Genomic DNA, 18,119 nt, shown 5'->3' with positions numbered 1-18,119 from the left:
ATTGATAAGAATGATTGCAATGATTGATAAAAGAGATAAACGGAAACGTTGACGCATACGGTTTTATCAGTAAATTGTGTTAAAATGCAAACTCAGATCAGTATGATGACTGAAAACCATAGTAATAATGTAATAAATAACACATTTAATAATTAAAAGAGGTTAATGTGAAACTGGATGAAATCGCCCGCTTGGCTGGTGTTTCACGAACAACAGCAAGTTATGTCATTAATGGTAAAGCAAAACAGTACCGTGTGAGTGACAAGACTGTTGAAAAAGTGATGGCGGTGGTCAGAGAGCATAATTACCACCCAAACGCGGTTGCAGCAGGTTTACGCGCTGGACGCACGCGTTCTATTGGTTTGGTTATTCCTGATTTGGAAAATACCAGTTATACAAGAATCGCTAATTATCTCGAAAGACAAGCTCGCCAACGTGGTTATCAGTTACTGATCGCCTGTTCAGAAGATCAGCCCGACAATGAAATTCGTTGTGTTGAACACTTACTGCAACGTCAAGTTGATGCCATTATTGTTTCTACTGCGTTACCACCAGAACACCCTTTCTATCAGCGTTGGGCTAATCGCTCACTACCCATTATTGCACTTGATAGGGCATTAGAAAGTGAACACTTTATCAGTGTTGTAGGTGATGACTTAGAAGATGCAAAAATGCTCGCTACTGAGTTACAAGCTTTTCCTTCAGAATCTGTACTTTATTTAGGCGCACTGCCTGAATTATCAGTGAGTTTCTTGCGAGAACAAGGATTTCGCAGTGTATGGAAAGACGACCCTAGAGAAGTCACTTATTTGTATGCTAATAGCTACGAAAGAGAAGCCGCAGCGGCTGCTTTCTCGCAGTGGTTAAATAATAATCCAATGCCTGATGCGCTATTTACAACGTCTTTTGCGCTATTACAAGGTGTAATGGATGTGACTCTACAAAGAAGTGGTCGTTTACCAACACAACTTGTTATTGCTACTTTTGGTGATCACGAGTTACTCGATTTCTTAGAGTGCCCAGTACTTTCTGTTGCTCAACGCCATCGTGATATTGCGGAGCGTGTATTGGAATTAGTTTTAGCCAGTCTAGAAGAAGAGCAAAAACCACAAGCAGGTATCACTCGAATTCGTCGTGATTTATGTCGACGAGGTAGCTTAGGTCGAGCTCGTTAATCAAATCTCTCCTTATTTATAATCCTTAATAGCTCTTATTAAGAGTCTCCCTGTTTTATTAAATTAAAATGGGGAGAGTTTATTTGACTAAAGAGTGTCGGGTAGCCAAGAAAAAATAAAATTTGAGATTAATCTTAAGCGTTTTTTTACTATTTATTGCAATTAATTTGATTTAAAGATTAAATTTTAACTTTTCTATAAGTGATATTGCTTAAATAAACTTTGTTACTTATTTGTATTATGGAGGAAATGAATAAAAAAATTTTACTATCTCCATGATATAGAATTATTTTTTCGGATAAAATTTTATTTACCTGTATTAAAATACTCTTCCGTTATTATGTTGGCTTAAGGTAAATGAACTGCAATAAATTAGATTTTTATTATTAAAATCATAATTTGCTTATTATGATTTCTTCTTCTGATTTTTTTGTTTTTCATCGTGATAAATCATTATTTTTAGAGATTAAATGATAAAAAAATAAAATAATCGATATTAATCATAATGTTAATATTCCTGATTTTTCCTCTGTCGATATTTTACTCATTCCGGTTAGTTAATCATTTTACTGTAAATATAAATAAAGCTCCCTATAACTGGCTTGACAACGTTTTCATACCATCCGTAAACTCTATTTGTGGGGATTTGTGGGACAATGTGGTGTAAATTACAAAGCTGAGGATAATGGGGATGTTTCGTGGTGCAACACTCGTTAATCTCGACAGCAAAGGGCGAATAACAGTTCCTTCCCGTTATCGAACAACGCTGAGTGAGATATCTGAAGGTCAAATGGTCTGTACCATTGATCTCAACCAGCCGTGCTTGTTGCTTTACACGCTTCCTGAATGGGAAAAAATTGAGTTAAAACTGGCTGCACTTTCTTCAATGAATCCTGCAGAGCGACGTGTTCAACGGTTATTGTTAGGGCATGCCAGTGAGTGTCAGATGGATAGCGCAGGACGCCTTTTGTTAGCTAGCACGCTAAGACAGCATGCGGGGCTAACCAAAGAGGTCATGTTAGTCGGTCAATTCAATAAATTTGAATTGTGGGATGAACAAGTTTGGTATCAACAGATCCAAGAAGACATTATCGCCGAGCAGACCTCACAGGAACCGTTATCGACACGACTATTGGATTTATCACTTTAAATAATGACAACAAATAATTTTAGTCATACCAGTGTATTGCTGGATGAAGCAGTTAATGGCCTGAATATTAAACCTTCAGGTATTTATATCGACGGAACATTTGGCCGTGGTGGTCATTCTCGTCTGATTTTATCTCAATTAGGCGAAACAGGTCGTCTTATTGCTATTGATAGAGACCCACAAGCAATTGCAGTTGCTAATGAAATTAAAGACCCTCGATTCTCAGTGATACATGGTCCTTTTTCAGACATTGAGCACTATGTTACTGAACTGGGATTAGCGGGAAAAATTGATGGCGTTTTACTGGATTTAGGGGTTTCGTCACCACAATTAGACGATCCTGAACGTGGTTTTTCTTTTATGCGTGATGGACCTCTTGATATGCGAATGGACCCAACATCGGGGATATCCGCAGCACAATGGTTGATGAAAGCTGAAGAAGACGACATCACATGGGTATTAAAAACCTTTGGTGAAGAACGTTTTGCTAAACGTATTGCGCGCGCCATTGTTGCTCGTAACAAAACAGAAGAGCCGCTAACTCGAACAAAACAGCTTGCTGATTTAATTAGCGATGCAAGCCCAGTAAAAGAGCGACATAAACACCCAGCAACACGAAGCTTTCAAGCGATTCGCATTTATATCAACAGCGAGTTAGATGAAATAGATAAAGCGTTAAAAGGCGCGGTCTCTGTTTTAGCACCTGAAGGGCGTTTGTCGGTGATTAGCTTTCACTCTTTAGAAGATAGATTAGTCAAACGCTTTATTCGTGATGAAAGTAAAGGTCCAGTGGTTCCAGCGGGCATTCCGTTGACACAAGATCAAATTAAAGCCTTAGGAAGTACACGTTTATCCAGTGTACATAAAATGAAGCCGACAGGTATTGAAGTTGAAGAGAACCCACGGGCACGAAGCTCTGTATTACGTGTAGCAAAGCGTATAGAGGAATAAATGTCTACAGAACGGCACACACTAACCGGCGTTATTGGGCAGGATTTACTGCGGCATGGCAAATTACCTTTAATTTTATTGGTTGCCGTGATTATTTCGGCTGTGAATGTCGTCACTACTGCACATAAAACGCGCTTACTCACCGCAGAGAAAGAGCGTTTAGTGCTGGAGAAAAACGTACTGGATATCGAATGGCGGAACCTTATTCTTGAAGAAAATGCGTTGGCAGATCATAGCCGTGTTGAACGCTTTTCAAGTGAAAGATTGGGAATGGTTCATGTTGATCCAGCCAAAGAGAACATTGTTGTAACCAAATAATAAAGGCAAGTATGAAATTTTCACGTTCAGCGAAAGCGAAAGCAAAGACAAAGTCAAATGCCAAACTTCGCAAACCTGAAGAAAAAACAGGGTTTGTGAGTTGGCGTTTTGCATTGCTTTGTAGCGGTATTGGAATCGCTTTAGTTGCGTTATTAATACGTGTTGCCTATTTACAAATTATTAATCCTGATCCCTTGATTAAAGAAGGGGATATGCGTTCTTTACGTGTTCAAAAAGTGCCTACTGCACGTGGCATGATTAGTGACCGAATGGGACGCCCTCTGGCAGTTAGTGTTCCTGTCTATGCTATTTGGGCTGATCCAAAAGTTGTTTTGGAAGCTAACCCAAATATGAGTGATTCACGTTGGTTAGCACTTGCTGACGCACTGAAGTTGCCGATTAACCAAATTGAACAAAAGATTGCAACAACACCTTCAGCTCGATTTATTTACCTCGCTCGCCAAGTTAATCCAGAGATAAGCGACTACATTAGTAAGTTGAAAATTACTGGGATTAATATGCGTCAAGAGTCTAAACGCTACTATCCATCAGGTGAAGTGACTGCTCACATCATTGGTGTAACTAATATTGATGGCGATGGTATTGAAGGCGTTGAGAAAAGCTTTAATCAATGGCTAACTGGTGCGCCGGGTGAGCGTGTTGTTCGTAAAGATGGTTTTAATCGTGTTATCGAAAATATAGCTCAAACTGACAGCCAAGCTGCACATAATTTGATGCTGAGTATTGATGAACGCTTACAGTCGGTTGTTTATCGTGAATTAACCAACGCGGTTATTGAGAATAAAGCAGAATCAGGCACTGCTGTTTTAGTTGATGTTAATACAGGGGAAGTATTAGCAATGGCTAATAGCCCCTCTTATAACCCAAATAATTTAACGGGTACGCCTAAAGATGCTATGCGTAATCGTGCTATTACCGATATTTTTGAACCGGGCTCTACCGTTAAACCAATGGTGGTGATGAGCGCATTACAAAATAATATCGTTAAAGAAAATAGTGTAATTAATACCGTTCCTTATCGTATTAGTGGACATCAAATAAAAGATGTTGCGTTGTATCATGAACTATCGATAACTGGAATTTTACAGAAATCGAGTAACGTTGGTGTTTCACGACTAGCGTTAGCGATGCCTGCGTCTGAATTAGTGGATGTATATTCACGGTTTGGACTCGGGAAACCAACTAACTTGGGGCTAGTTGGTGAAAGTAGTGGCATATTTCCAATAAAAAAACAACGGTGGTCCGATCTTGAAAGGGCCACCTTCTCATTTGGATATGGGCTAATGGTAACGCCATTACAGTTAGCGCGTGTCTATGCAACCATTGGTAGTTTTGGTATTTACCGTCCACTTTCAATTACTAAAGTTGATCCTCCTGTTCCGGGGACTCGCGTTTTTCCTGAACCTGTGATGAAAACAGTTGTTCATATGATGGAAAGCGTTGCACTGCCAGGTGGTGGTGGTGTAAGAGCGTCGATTAAAGGCTATCGCGTCGCTATTAAAACAGGGACAGCAAAAAAAGTAGGTCCTGACGGTAAGTATATCGATCAATATATTTCTTATGCTGCAGGTGTTGCTCCAGCAAGTCGTCCGCGTTTTGCTTTAGTTGTCATTATTAATGAGCCAAAAGCGGGTAAATACTATGGGGGCGCCGTGTCTGCACCGGTGTTTGGCACAATTATGGGCGCGGTTTTACGTACAATGAACGTAGAACCAGATGCGTTGATGCCAGACGATAAAAGTGAATTTGTAATTAATAATTAATAAAGAAGAGGATACAAGTGGCAGATCCTAACTTAAGTGACCTACTAAGGGCACTAGGGATACAAGCACCGTCATTAACGCTTAGAGAAATGACACTAGACAGCCGCAAAGCGGCTTGTGGTGATCTTTTTGTGGCAATTAAAGGCCATGAAACAGACGGTAGGCGCTATATTCCTCAAGCAATAGCTCAGGGCGTTTCTGCTGTGTTGGCGGAAGCTCAAGATGTTGCTTCACATGGTGAAATAAGAGAAAGCCATGGTATACCCGTTATTTATATACAAGATCTTAATCGTGAATTATCTAAGTTAGCAGGGTGTTTTTATCATCAACCTGCTGAAAAACTGAAACTTATTGGTATTACTGGAACTAACGGAAAAACAACAACAACGCAATTGTTAGCACAGTGGGCTCAAGGATTAGGTGAAACCAGTGCCGTAATGGGTACAGTGGGAAATGGGTTACTAAATAACGTTGTACCTGCAGTGAATACCACAGGTTCAGCCGTTGATATCCAATTAGAGTTACAGCAATTACTCAATCAGGGCGCGACATTAACTGCAATGGAAGTGTCATCCCATGGATTAGTTCAAGGTCGTGTAAGTGCATTACCTTTTGTGGCTTCAGTTTTTACCAATTTAAGTCGTGATCATCTTGATTATCATGGTGATATGGCAAACTACGAAGAAGCAAAATGGTTACTATTTTCTACTCATCAGAGTGGGCAGAAAATTATTAATGCTGATGATAACGTAGGACAAAAATGGTTATCTCGCTTACCTGATGCAGTTGCAGTGACCATGGAAAATAAATTGCCACAGGGTTGGCAAGGTCGCTATGTACGCGCAATTGCGGTTAATTATCACGATGAAGGTGCCACCATTCACTTTACTTCAAGCTGGGGTGAAGGTGAGATTGAAAGCCCATTAATGGGGGCATTTAACGTCAGTAATTTATTGTGTGCATTTGCAACACTTCTTGCGCTCGATTATCCATTAGATGCTGTACTTCATGCTACATCAGCATTAACGCCTGTTTGTGGTCGAATGGAAGTGTTCAGCGCTGAAAATCGTCCTACCGTCATTGTTGATTACGCACATACGCCAGATGCATTAGAAAAAGCGCTGCAAGCGGCTCGTTTACATTGCACAGGTAAATTGTGGTGTGTATTTGGTTGTGGCGGTGATAGAGACAAAGGTAAGCGCCCACTAATGGGAGCAGTTGCCGAAGAATTTGCCGATAAAGTTGTTATCACTGATGACAATCCGCGTAGTGAAGAGCCAAAAGCCATTATTCAAGATATTCTCTCAGGCTTAATGGATCCTGGCCGCGCATTAGCAATAGAAGGGCGTGCTGAAGCGGTAACTAACGTTATTATGCAAGCCGATGCAAATGATATGATTTTAGTGGCTGGTAAAGGTCATGAAGATTATCAACTGGTTGGTTCTCGTCGTCTTGATTATTCAGACCGCTTAACCGTTGCTCGTTTATTGGGGGTGATGGCATGATAGCACTCTCTTTAGAAACGATTGCCCAAATTGCCCAAGGCACGTTGTGTAATATTACGCAAAGCCAAGCTAATCAGCAGATAATTAACTCGATTTCAACAGATAGTCGCAATATTGAAGCGCACTGTTTATTTATTGCTTTAGCGGGTGAGCGTTTTGATGCTCACGATTTTATTGCTGATGTAAAAGAGAAGGGCGCAGTTGCAGTATTAGTTAATCGTCAAATAGACGTTAATTGTCCGCAAGTAATAGTGAAAGACACTCAGCTTGCAATGGGCGCTATTGCTGCACATGTCCGTTCATTAAGTCATGCCAAAGTTGTTGCACTTACAGGCTCTTCTGGAAAAACCTCAGTTAAAGAGATGACGGCATCAATTCTTCGTCATTGCGGTGAAACACTTTATACCCACGGTAACCTAAATAACAATATTGGTGTGCCTTTAACACTATTTCGTCTAACACCTGAACATCACTTCGCTGTGATTGAGTTAGGTGCTAATCACATTGGTGAGATTGCTTATACTGTTGATATGGTGAAACCAGATAGTGCGCTTGTAAACAACCTCTTTTCTGCGCATATTGAAGGTTTTGGCTCACTAGAAGGTATTGCTCAAGCAAAAGGCGAAATATTCGCAGGCTTAAAAGAGCAAGGTAGTGCGATTATCAACGGTGAAAGTAATGATATCGCACTTTGGCAACATCATTTAAATGAACGTCAAACCCAGTGGACTTTCTCATTATCTTCTCAAGGTAAAGCCGATTTTTATCCTACCGATATCGTTGTTAATCAATTAACCACCGATTTTACACTGCATACACCAGAAGGCTGTGTGGAAATAACGTTGCCTTTACCGGGGCGCCATAATATTGCCAATGCCTTAGCCGCAAGTGCTTTAGCGTTATCTGTTGGGGCTACATTAGAGAGTGTAAAACAAGGGTTGGCAACATTAAATGCGGTACCGGGGCGTCTTTATCCGATTGAATTATCCGCTGGGAAAATAGTGCTAGATGATACCTATAACGCAAATGATGGTTCAATGATTGCGGGCTTACAGGTGTTATCGCAACTACCAGGATATAAAATTTTCGTTGCGGGAGATATGGCTGAATTAGGTAAAGATTCAGAAAAATGTCATCGCGATGTAGGTCGTTTTGCTCATGATGCAGGTATTGATAGCGTATTAACGGTGGGACATCACAGTCAGTTTATTAGTGAAGAAAGCCTAGTTGGTCAGCATTTTATATTTAAAGCTGACCTACTTTTGCAATTAATTCCATTATTACAGCAGCATGATGTCGTTTCAGTTCTAGTAAAAGGTTCACGAAGCTCCGCGATGGAAGATATCGTGAACGCATTAAAGGAGTGCTTTGAATGTTAGTTTGGCTTGCCGAATATTTGGTTAAATACCATACATTTTTTAATGTTTTTTCTTATCTGACATTCAGGGCGATTGTTGGCTTACTGACGGCATTAATTATTGCGTTGTGGATGGGGCCGCACCTCATTGCTTGGTTACAAAAAATGCAAATTGGACAGGTTGTTCGTAATGATGGACCTGAGTCGCATTTTAGTAAACGAGGCACTCCAACAATGGGTGGGATTATGATCCTATTCTCTATCTCTATTTCTACCCTGCTATGGGCAAGGTTGGATAACCCTTATGTTTGGTGTGTATTACTGGTGTTAATTGGCTATGGCGTTATCGGTTTTGTTGATGACTATCGTAAGGTTGTTCGCAAAGATACACGAGGCTTAATTGCGCGTTGGAAATACTTCTGGCAGTCAGTGCTGGCACTGGTTGTCGCTTTTAGTATGTATGCCATTGGTAAAGATACCGCTGCAACTCAGTTAGTCGTACCTTTCTTTAAAGATGTGATGCCTCAGCTAGGTATGCTTTATATTTTGCTAGCCTATTTTGTTATTGTCGGAACCAGTAACGCAGTTAACCTAACTGATGGTTTAGATGGTTTGGCAATAATGCCAACAGTCTTTGTTGCGGCTGGTTTTGCGTTAGTCGCATGGGCGACAGGTAACGTTAATTTTGCTAGTTATTTAAAAATTCCTTACTTAATGCATGCAGGGGAATTAGTGATTGTCTGTACTGCTATTGTAGGCGCTGGACTTGGTTTCCTCTGGTTTAACACATATCCAGCTCAAGTGTTTATGGGGGATGTAGGCTCCCTCGCATTAGGCGGTGCATTAGGCACAATTGCGGTGTTATTACGCCAAGAGTTTTTATTAGTGATTATGGGTGGTGTGTTTGTCGTCGAAACGCTGTCTGTTATTTTGCAAGTTGGTTCATTTAAGCTTCGTGGGCAACGTATTTTCCGAATGGCGCCTATTCATCATCATTATGAATTAAAAGGTTGGCCTGAACCTCGTGTTATTGTGCGTTTTTGGATTATTTCACTAATGTTAGTGCTTATTGGTCTGGCTACATTAAAGGTACGTTAAAATGGCAAATTATCAGGGAAAAAAAATCGTTATCGTAGGGCTTGGGATCACAGGTCTCTCTTGCGTTGATTTTTTTATTCGCCAAGGTGTTACACCTAAAGTTATTGATACTCGCAAACACCCAGGCGGCTTAGATAAACTGCCTTCTACCGTCGAGTATTATACTGGTGGTTTTCATCAAGCATGGTTGAATGATGCTGATTTAATTGTTTCTAGCCCAGGAGTTGCACTATCAACACCGGAATTAGCTCAAGCGGCTAGTTTGGGTGTTGAAATTGTCGGTGATATCGAACTATTTTGCCGCGAAGCCAAAGCGCCAATTGTTGCGATTACAGGGTCTAATGGTAAAAGCACCGTCACCACATTGGTTGGTGAAATGGCAAGTGCTGACGGTATTCGTGTTGGTGTAGGCGGCAATATTGGCGTGCCTGCATTAACGCTATTAACTCAGCCATATGATCTTTATGTCTTAGAGCTCTCTAGCTTTCAGTTAGAGACAACCTATAGCTTAAAAGCTGCAGCAGCAACGGTATTGAATATCAGCGAAGATCATATGAACCGTTATCCGCTGGGATTAGCACAATATCGTGAAGTTAAATTGCGTATTTATAAACATGCTAAGGTCTGCGTTTATAACGAAGATGACACATTAACATTACCTTTAGCAGGTAAAGATGCTCGCTGTGTGAGCTTTGGTGTTGGGCAAGGTGATTATCAGTTAGATAATACAAACCGTATGTTGAAAGTACAGGGTGAAAAACTGCTTTCTACTGCACAAATGTATCTCTCTGGTCAGCATAATTACACTAATGCCCTTGCTGCATTAGCATTAACCGATGCTGTCGGAATTTCTCGCCAAGCAGCAACCGAAGTTCTAAAAACCTATCATGGGCTTGCTCATCGTTTTCAATTGGTCTATTCGCACCAAGGTGTGCGTTGGATTAACGACTCTAAAGCAACCAATGTAGGTAGTACGGAAGCGGCATTAAGAGGATTAGAAGTTGATGGCACTTTGCACCTGTTATTAGGTGGTGATGGTAAATCTGCTGATTTTACTGCGCTATTACCTTATATCAGTGGAAGCAATGTTCGTCTCTACTGCTTCGGTCAAGATGGTCAAGCACTTGCTAATTTACGACCTGATGTCTCTTTACTTACAGTAACAATGGAAGAAGCTATGCGTGCATTAGCTCCAACCGTAAAATCTGGCGATATGGTACTGCTTTCACCAGCATGTGCAAGCTTAGATCAGTTTCGTAGTTTTGAACAACGAGGCGATGATTTTGCTCGTTTAGCGAGGGAGCTTGGCTAATGCGCTTACCCGGAATGAGAAGATTAAAACAGTGGCTAGTGGGCAGTTATCAAACTGAGAACACCGCATTTGTTCCTTATGATCGCACTTTGCTCTGGTTTACTTTCGGGTTAGCAGTTGTTGGGTTTGTCATGGTGACTTCTGCATCGATGCCTGTTGGTCAACGTCTTGCAGAAGATCCATTTTTATTTGCTAAACGTGACGGTATTTACTTAATTGTCGCGTTTTGCTTCTCCTTAATCACAATGCGCATTCCGATGGCAGTGTGGCAGCGTTATAGCAGCTTAATGCTGTTTGGTTCGATATTGCTTTTATTAGTGGTGCTTGGTGTAGGGAGTTCGGTAAATGGGGCATCACGCTGGATAGCCTTGGGACCATTGAATTTTCAGCCCGCAGAATTATCTAAATTGGCACTGTTTTGTTATCTATCAAGCTATTTGGTACGAAAAGTCGAAGAAGTGAGAAATAACTTTTGGGGCTTTTGTAAACCAATGGGCGTGATGTTAGTGCTTGCCGTTTTACTGTTACTGCAACCTGACTTAGGAACGGTGGTTGTGTTGTTTGTAACAACACTTGCGCTACTTTTTTTAGCCGGCGCTAAGATTTGGCAATTTTTAGCTATTATCGGTTCAGGAATTGCTGCGGTTGTGATGTTGATTATTGTCGAACCTTACCGTGTTCGTCGCATCACCTCTTTCTTAGAACCTTGGGACGACCCTTTTGGTAGTGGCTACCAACTTACACAATCTTTAATGGCTTTTGGACGAGGTGATTTCCTTGGTCAAGGGCTAGGTAATTCAGTGCAAAAGCTGGAGTATTTACCTGAGGCACATACTGACTTTATTTTCTCAATTCTTGCCGAAGAACTTGGTTATATCGGTGTGGTTTTAGTGCTTTTAATGGTATTCTTCATCGCTTTTCGTGCTATGCAAATTGGACGACGTGCTTTGGTTCTCGATCACCGTTTTTCTGGCTTTTTAGCTTGTTCCATCGGGATCTGGTTTACTTTCCAAACACTGGTCAATGTTGGTGCTGCCGCAGGTATGTTGCCAACTAAAGGGTTAACACTACCTCTTATTAGTTACGGTGGTTCGAGTCTGATTATTATGTCAACCGCCATCGTAATGTTGTTACGAATTGATTATGAAACACGCCTAGCACAAGCACAGGCGTTTGTAAGGAGTCCTAAATGAGCGAGCGTAAACGCCGATTAATGGTGATGGCCGGCGGAACAGGGGGGCATGTCTTTCCTGGGTTAGCAGTTGCTCATTATCTTCAATCTCAAGGTTGGGAAATTCGGTGGTTGGGTACTGCTGATAGAATGGAAGCTGATTTAGTACCAAAACATGGTATTGAGATTGAATTTATCCGCATTTCTGGTTTGCGTGGTAAAGGTATTAAAGCTTTATTAGCGGCACCGGCACGGATTATAAAAGCTATTTTTCAGGCTCGCGCAATTATCAAACGTTATCAACCTGATGCCGTTCTTGGTATGGGGGGATATGTTTCTGGTCCTGGTGGTATTGCCGCTTGGATGAGCGGTGTGCCTGTTGTTTTGCATGAGCAAAATGGTATTGCGGGATTAACTAACCGTTGGCTATCCAAAATAGCGACGCGTGTGTTACAGGCATTTCCTGGTGCATTTCCTCAGGCACCTGTTGTTGGTAATCCTGTACGAGAAGATGTGCTGGCACTTGAGCAGCCAATAGAAAGATTAAAACAGAGAACGGGCGCTATTCGCGTACTCATTATTGGTGGTAGCCAAGGTGCTCGTATCTTAAATCACACGATGCCTGTGGTGGCTGGATTACTCGGTGAGCGAGTAACAATTTGGCATCAAGCAGGAAAAGGTGGTGAAAGTGATACAAAAACGCGCTATCAGAACGAATTAGCTAAAAATTCAGTTAAATCTGAATATAAAGTTACTGAATTTATTGATGATATAGCGCAAGCTTACCAATGGGCAGATGTTGTGGTGTGCCGTTCAGGAGCATTAACAGTCAGTGAAATTGCAGCTGCGGGATTACCCGCTATTTTTGTTCCTTTTCAACACAAAGATAGACAACAATATTGGAACGCATTGCCATTAGAAAAAGCTGGGGCGGCAAAAATCATTGAGCAAAATGATTTAACACCTGAAGCAATAGCTGAAACCCTGAAACGATGGGATCGCCCAGAGCTTTTAACAATGGCAGAAAAAGCAAAAAGTGTTGCGATTACGGATGCCACAGAGCGTGTAGCAAATGTGATTATCGAAGTGGCAAAAAAATAAACGTAACTTGTAACCATTAACTTAGAGTGAAGAAGTAAATTGTGAATACACAACAACTGGCGAAATTAAGATCTTTTGTGCCCGAAATGAGAAAAGTTCGGCATATTCACTTTGTTGGTATCGGTGGTGCTGGCATGGGTGGGATCGCTGAAGTTTTGGCTAATGAAGGCTATGAAATTAGCGGTTCTGATTTAGCACCTAACGCAGTTACACAACAACTCGTTGCATTGGGTGCAACAATTTATTTTAATCATCGCCCTGAAAATATTCATGGTGCAAGTGTTGTGGTGGTATCGACAGCCATTAGTGCAGAAAACCCAGAGATTATTGCCGCTCGTGAAGCGCGTATCCCTGTTATTCGCCGAGCTGAGATGTTGGCTGAATTAATGCGTTATCGTCATGGTGTGGCGATAGCGGGTACTCATGGTAAAACCACAACCACAGCAATGATCTCAAATATTTATGCTCAGGCTGGATTAGACCCAACGTTTGTTAACGGTGGACTAGTAAAATCAGCAGGAACACATGCACGCTTAGGATGTAGTCGCTATTTAATTGCAGAAGCTGATGAAAGTGACGCATCGTTTTTACATTTACAGCCAATGGTCGCCGTTGTTACAAATATTGAAGCTGACCATATGGATACGTATCACGGTAATTTTGACAATCTTAAAGATACGTTTATTACCTTTTTGCACAATTTGCCTTTTTATGGTCGTGCAGTGATGTGTGTCGATGATGATGTCATTCGTTCCATTCTGCCTAAAGTAGGGCGTTATATTACGACTTATGGCTTTAGTGAAGATGCTGATGTGCGTATTACTCATTATGAACAGAAAGGTGCTCAAGGATTTTTCACTATAAGTCGTGAAGATATGCCTGATATACAAGTGGTTTTAAATGCACCTGGTCGTCATAACGCATTAAATGCAACTGCTGCTGTTGCTGTAGCAACAGAAGAAGGTATTGCGGATGAACATATTTTAGCCGCTTTACTTAACTTCCAAGGTACTGGACGACGTTTTGATTTCTTAGGCAATTACGGTCTTGAACATGTCAATGGGCAAGAAGGCAAAGTGATGCTGGTGGATGATTATGGTCATCATCCAACTGAAGTGGATGCCACGATTAAAGCAGCCCGTGCAGGTTGGCCAGATAAACGTCTGGTAATGATTTTCCAACCTCACCGTTATACACGTACTCGTGATTTATATGAGGACTTTGCTACTGTTCTCAATCAGGTTGATATTTTATTATTAACCGATGTTTATGCGGCAGGAGAAGCGCCAATTGCAGGTGCAGATAGTCGCTCATTATGTCGAACTATTCGCCAGCGTGGAAAGCTTGATCCTATCTGGGTTTCCGATGTGGACAATATTACATCGATATTAGCGGGTGTATTAACAGATAATGATCTTGTTTTAGTTCAAGGTGCTGGAAATATTGGTAAAATAGCGCGTCGCTTAGCAGAAACAAAATTTCAGCCTTCTTTAAGCGAGGATTAAGACAGATGTTTGAGCAAGTGAACATCTTTTATGGTGAAATAGCACAACAAAGCACTGTATTGATGGAGTGTTACGTAAAAATTAACACTATTTCAGCAAAAAAAATGCACAGAGATTCACTTGCCCAAAAACGTGTTGAGAAAAAATTTCAGTTAAAAACACGAAAAAACGAAGAAAAATTCGCTATTTCTGCTTTTAGAGTAAATAATTCTCAACAGATTGAACAATTTAGTGATTTAATTATCAAACCTAAAAGTGTTCATAAAGTATATATATGTAGGAAAAGTATTAATCGCGAGAATATCGGACAAAAGAATGGGCGATTCTCTTCTTTAAACGTTGCTCAGGAGTTAGTGGGTTGATATGTCACAAGCGGCGCTAAATATTAAAGAGCATAAAGAGAAACAGCACTCTGACAGACCAAGTAATGGCAGTTATTTATCGGGATTAGTTTTTTTCTTATGTGTAATAGCAACGATTATCTGGGGCGCGATACAAGTCGTTAACTGGATGAAAGATGCAAACCGTCTTCCTATTTCAAAGCTAGTTTTAACTGGGGAGCGGCATTACACAACGAATGACAATGTGCGTCAGGCAATTTTGTCCTTAGGACAACCAGGCACATTTATGACACAGGATGTGAATGTCATTCAGCAACAAATTGAACGTATGCCATGGATAAGGCAAGTCACTGTACGTAAACAGTGGCCTGATGAGCTTAAAATCCATCTGGTAGAATATGTACCATTTACCCGTTGGAATGATACTTACTTTCTTGATAAAGATGGTCGTATATTCAGTTTGCCAGTGCAGCTTGAAGCACAAGGGAATTATCCACTGTTATATGGTCCACAAGGAAGCGAAAAAACCGTGTTATCAGGTTATATCGCAATGAGAGATCAACTTCTTGCAAATAATCTGAATTTGAAAGCAGCGGCAATGTCGGCACGTCAAGGATGGCAGTTAGTTTTAGACAATGATGTACGACTGGAGTTAGGTCGTAAGGATAACGAAAAACGGATCGCTCGCTTTATTGAGTTGTATCCAATACTGCAACAGCAAACAGATAAACGGGTTGATTATGTTGATCTCCGTTATGACAGTGGTGGTGCAGTTGGATGGGCTCCTTTACTACTTGAAAATGAATAAACAAGACGTGGCAGATGACACGATGAAGGCAAAGGCAGAACAATAATGATCAAAGCGACGGACAGAAAATTAGTAGTTGGTCTTGAGATTGGTACGGCCAAAGTTGCCACCCTTGTCGGTGAGATCCTGCCTGATGGTGTTGTAAATATTATCGGGGTGGGAAGTTGTCCATCTCGTGGCATGGATAAAGGTGGAGTTAACGATCTCGAATCCGTCGTGAAATGTGTGCAACGGGCGGTAGATCAGGCTGAGCTGATGGCAGATTGTCAGATATCTTCAGTATATTTGGCGTTATCAGGCAAACATATCAGTTGTCAAAATGAGATTGGAATGGTGCCAATCTCAGAAGAAGAGGTTACACAAGACGATGTAGATAGCGTGGTACACACCGCGAAATCAGTCAAAGTAAAAGATGAACATCGTGTTTTACATGTAATACCTCAAGAATATGCTATTGATTACCAAGAAGGAATTAAAAATCCGGTTGGGTTGTCAGGCGTAAGAATGCAAGCAAAAGTGCATTTAATTACCTGCCATAACGATATGGCAAAGAATATTGTTAAAGCAGTTGAACGCTGTGGGTTAAAAGTGGATCAACTGATTTTTGCAGGACTGGCTTCGAGCTTCGCTGTATTAACTGAAGATGAACGTGAATTAGGTGTGTGTGTTGTTGATATTGGTGGCGGTACCATGGATATCGCTATCTATACTGGCGGCGCATTACGACACACCCGCGTGATCCCTTATGCTGGCAATGTGGTAACAAGTGATATCGCTTATGCATTTGGTACACCACCCAATGACGCAGAAACCATTAAGGTTCGTCATGGTTGTGCATTAGGATCTTTAGTGGGTAAAGATGAAAATGTTGAAGTTCCAAGTGTCGGAGGCAGACCACCAAGAAGTCTGCAACGACAAACCCTTGCTGAGGTTATTGAGCCTCGCTATACCGAGCTGCTTAATCTGGTTAATGAAGAGATTTTGAAAGTTCAGGAACAGTTACGCCAGCAAGGGATTAAGCACCATTTAGCGGCAGGTATTGTTTTGACAGGTGGTGCTGCACAGATTGACGGACTTGTTGAGTGTGCTCAACGTGTTTTCCACACGCAAGTACGGATCGGTAAACCGTTAAATATTACCGGGCTAACAGATTATGCGCAGGATCCCTTCTATTCTACAGCAGTAGGGCTCTTGCATTACGGTAAAGAATCCCACTTTGGTGAGGAAACAGAAACCGAAAAACGCTCGGCAGTAAGTGGTTGGTTAAAAAAACTGACTGGCTGGCTCAAAAGAGAGTTTTGATAATCAGACAAATTTAAAAAGAGGTCGTTTGAGCAAGCGGCCCTGAAAAGGCACAAAACGGAGAGAAATTATGTTTGAACCTATGGAATTAACCAACGATGCGGTGATCAAAGTCATCGGCGTTGGCGGCGGCGGCGGTAATGCGGTTGAGCACATGGTTCGCGAGCGTATTGAAGGTGTCGATTTCTTCGCAGTCAATACGGATGCTCAAGCATTACGTAAAACAGCGGTTGGACAAACCATCCAAATTGGTAACGCCATTACGAAAGGCCTTGGTGCAGGTGCTAATCCTGAAGTGGGTCGTAATGCCGCAGAAGAAGACCGTGAAGCTTTACGTGCAGCACTTGAAGGCGCTGACATGGTCTTTATTGCTGCCGGAATGGGCGGTGGTACAGGTACTGGTGCAGCCCCTGTCGTTGCAGAGGTTGCAAGAGAATTGGGTATTCTGACTGTCGCTGTTGTGACTAAGCCTTTTAACTTTGAAGGCAAAAAGCGCATGGCGTTTGCTGAGCAGGGTATCACTGAACTATCTAAGCATGTTGACTCATTAATCACTATTCCGAACGACAAATTATTGAAAGTTCTGGGTCGTGGTATTTCATTATTAGATGCATTCGGTGCTGCTAATGATGTACTGAAAGGTGCAGTTCAAGGTATTGCAGAACTGATCACTCGTCCTGGTTTAATGAACGTCGACTTTGCTGACGTAAGAACCGTGATGTCAGAAATGGGTTATGCCATGATGGGTTCCGGTGCGGCGAAAGGTGAAGATCGTGCAGAAGAAGCCGCAGAAATGGCGATTTCAAGTCCATTATTGGAAGATATCGACCTCTCTGGTGCTCGTGGTGTGCTGGTTAACATCACTGCAGGTTTTGACTTACGTTTAGATGAATTTGAAACAGTGGGTAACACCATTCGTGCATTTGCATCAGATAACGCAACAGTGGTTATTGGTACATCTCTTGACCCTGAAATGAATGATGAATTGCGTGTAACTGTTGTTGCAACGGGTATTGGTATGGACAAACGTCCAGAAATCACACTCGTAACAAGCAAACAAAATCAGCAAAGCGCAATGGAAAATCGTTATCAGCAAATGCAAAACAGCATGTCTTCTTTCTCTGCAACAACAGAAGAAAGTAAGCCAGCTGCAAAAGCCGTTAACGAACAATCTACACAAACAAATAAAGAGCCGGATTATTTAGATATCCCTGCATTCTTAAGAAAGCAGGCTGATTAAT

The 18,119-nt window shown here is 41.4% G+C and carries 16 protein-coding genes; all 16 read left to right on the top strand.

Annotated elements, in window-relative coordinates; translation table 11 throughout:
• Nucleotides 1-167 precede the first annotated feature (167 nt).
• The 16 genes from cra to ftsZ all read left to right on the top strand — a co-directional run bounded on the left by cra (nt 168) and on the right by ftsZ (nt 18,118).
• Nucleotides 168-1,175 carry a catabolite repressor/activator gene (cra, locus tag ABN099_RS07840; RefSeq protein ID WP_349463077.1) on the top strand — a complete coding sequence of 336 codons (1,008 nt, stop codon included), beginning with the start codon at nt 168-170 and terminating at the stop codon, nt 1,173-1,175.
• Nucleotides 1,176-1,866: 691 nt separating this feature from the next.
• A complete protein-coding gene (gene mraZ, locus ABN099_RS07835; RefSeq protein WP_349463132.1) occupies nt 1,867-2,325 on the top strand; it encodes a division/cell wall cluster transcriptional repressor MraZ in 459 nt (152 codons plus the stop codon).
• A gap of 3 nt (nt 2,326-2,328) precedes the next feature.
• Nucleotides 2,329-3,276: a 16S rRNA (cytosine(1402)-N(4))-methyltransferase RsmH gene (gene rsmH, locus ABN099_RS07830; RefSeq protein ID WP_349463076.1), complete on the top strand. Its 948-nt coding sequence runs from the start codon at nt 2,329-2,331 to the stop codon at nt 3,274-3,276.
• Nucleotides 3,277-3,594 (top strand): cell division protein FtsL, encoded by a 318-nt coding sequence (gene ftsL / locus ABN099_RS07825; RefSeq protein ID WP_349463075.1) that lies wholly within the window; start codon nt 3,277-3,279, stop codon nt 3,592-3,594. It abuts the gene before it with no gap.
• Between the two features lie 11 nt (nt 3,595-3,605).
• Entirely contained in the window at nt 3,606-5,378 is a 1,773-nt protein-coding gene (gene ftsI, locus ABN099_RS07820; protein ID WP_349463074.1) for a peptidoglycan glycosyltransferase FtsI, read from the top strand.
• 17 nt (nt 5,379-5,395) lie between these two features.
• Nucleotides 5,396-6,883, top strand: a complete 1,488-nt coding sequence (gene murE, locus ABN099_RS07815) for a UDP-N-acetylmuramoyl-L-alanyl-D-glutamate--2,6-diaminopimelate ligase (protein WP_349463073.1) — start codon at nt 5,396-5,398, stop codon at nt 6,881-6,883.
• Nucleotides 6,880-8,262: a UDP-N-acetylmuramoyl-tripeptide--D-alanyl-D-alanine ligase gene (murF, locus tag ABN099_RS07810; protein WP_349463072.1), complete on the top strand. Its 1,383-nt coding sequence runs from the start codon at nt 6,880-6,882 to the stop codon at nt 8,260-8,262. Before murE ends, murF begins: the two co-directional genes overlap by 4 nt.
• Nucleotides 8,256-9,338, top strand: coding sequence for a phospho-N-acetylmuramoyl-pentapeptide-transferase (gene mraY, locus ABN099_RS07805; protein WP_349463071.1), 1,083 nt, complete (start codon nt 8,256-8,258; stop codon nt 9,336-9,338). Before murF ends, mraY begins: the two co-directional genes overlap by 7 nt.
• A 1-nt stretch (nt 9,339) precedes the next feature.
• Nucleotides 9,340-10,650 (top strand): UDP-N-acetylmuramoyl-L-alanine--D-glutamate ligase, encoded by a 1,311-nt coding sequence (gene murD / locus ABN099_RS07800; RefSeq protein ID WP_349463070.1) that lies wholly within the window; start codon nt 9,340-9,342, stop codon nt 10,648-10,650.
• Complete coding sequence (gene ftsW, locus ABN099_RS07795; RefSeq protein ID WP_349463069.1) at nt 10,650-11,843, top strand: cell division protein FtsW; 1,194 nt, start codon at nt 10,650-10,652, stop codon at nt 11,841-11,843. Before murD ends, ftsW begins: the two co-directional genes overlap by 1 nt.
• Nucleotides 11,840-12,922, top strand: a complete 1,083-nt coding sequence (gene murG / locus ABN099_RS07790) for an undecaprenyldiphospho-muramoylpentapeptide beta-N-acetylglucosaminyltransferase (protein WP_349463068.1) — start codon at nt 11,840-11,842, stop codon at nt 12,920-12,922. The genes ftsW and murG overlap by 4 nt, the downstream gene beginning before the upstream one ends.
• Nucleotides 12,923-12,963: 41 nt before the next feature.
• On the top strand, nt 12,964-14,427 hold the full coding sequence (murC, locus tag ABN099_RS07785; protein WP_349463067.1) for a UDP-N-acetylmuramate--L-alanine ligase: 1,464 nt from the start codon (nt 12,964-12,966) through the stop codon (nt 14,425-14,427).
• A 5-nt stretch (nt 14,428-14,432) separates the two neighbouring features.
• On the top strand, nt 14,433-14,789 hold the full coding sequence (locus ABN099_RS07780) for a hypothetical protein (RefSeq protein ID WP_349463066.1): 357 nt from the start codon (nt 14,433-14,435) through the stop codon (nt 14,787-14,789).
• Nucleotide 14,790: 1 nt separating this feature from the next.
• The gene (gene ftsQ, locus ABN099_RS07775; protein WP_349463065.1) at nt 14,791-15,576 is read left to right on the top strand and encodes a cell division protein FtsQ; all 786 of its coding nucleotides are present in this window, start codon (nt 14,791-14,793) and stop codon (nt 15,574-15,576) included.
• 45 nt (nt 15,577-15,621) lie between these two features.
• Entirely contained in the window at nt 15,622-16,878 is a 1,257-nt protein-coding gene (gene ftsA, locus ABN099_RS07770; protein WP_064720737.1) for a cell division protein FtsA, read from the top strand.
• 70 nt (nt 16,879-16,948) lie between these two features.
• Nucleotides 16,949-18,118: a cell division protein FtsZ gene (gene ftsZ, locus ABN099_RS07765; protein WP_349463064.1), complete on the top strand. Its 1,170-nt coding sequence runs from the start codon at nt 16,949-16,951 to the stop codon at nt 18,116-18,118.
• Nucleotide 18,119: the final 1 nt, after the last annotated feature.

Origin of the sequence: Proteus hauseri (assembly GCF_040139125.1) — a bacterium.
Classification (GTDB): Bacteria; Pseudomonadota; Gammaproteobacteria; order Enterobacterales; family Enterobacteriaceae; genus Proteus; species Proteus hauseri_B.
The sequence above is the reverse complement of the archived record's forward strand: the minus strand, read 5'-3'. Positions and strand labels throughout refer to the sequence as shown.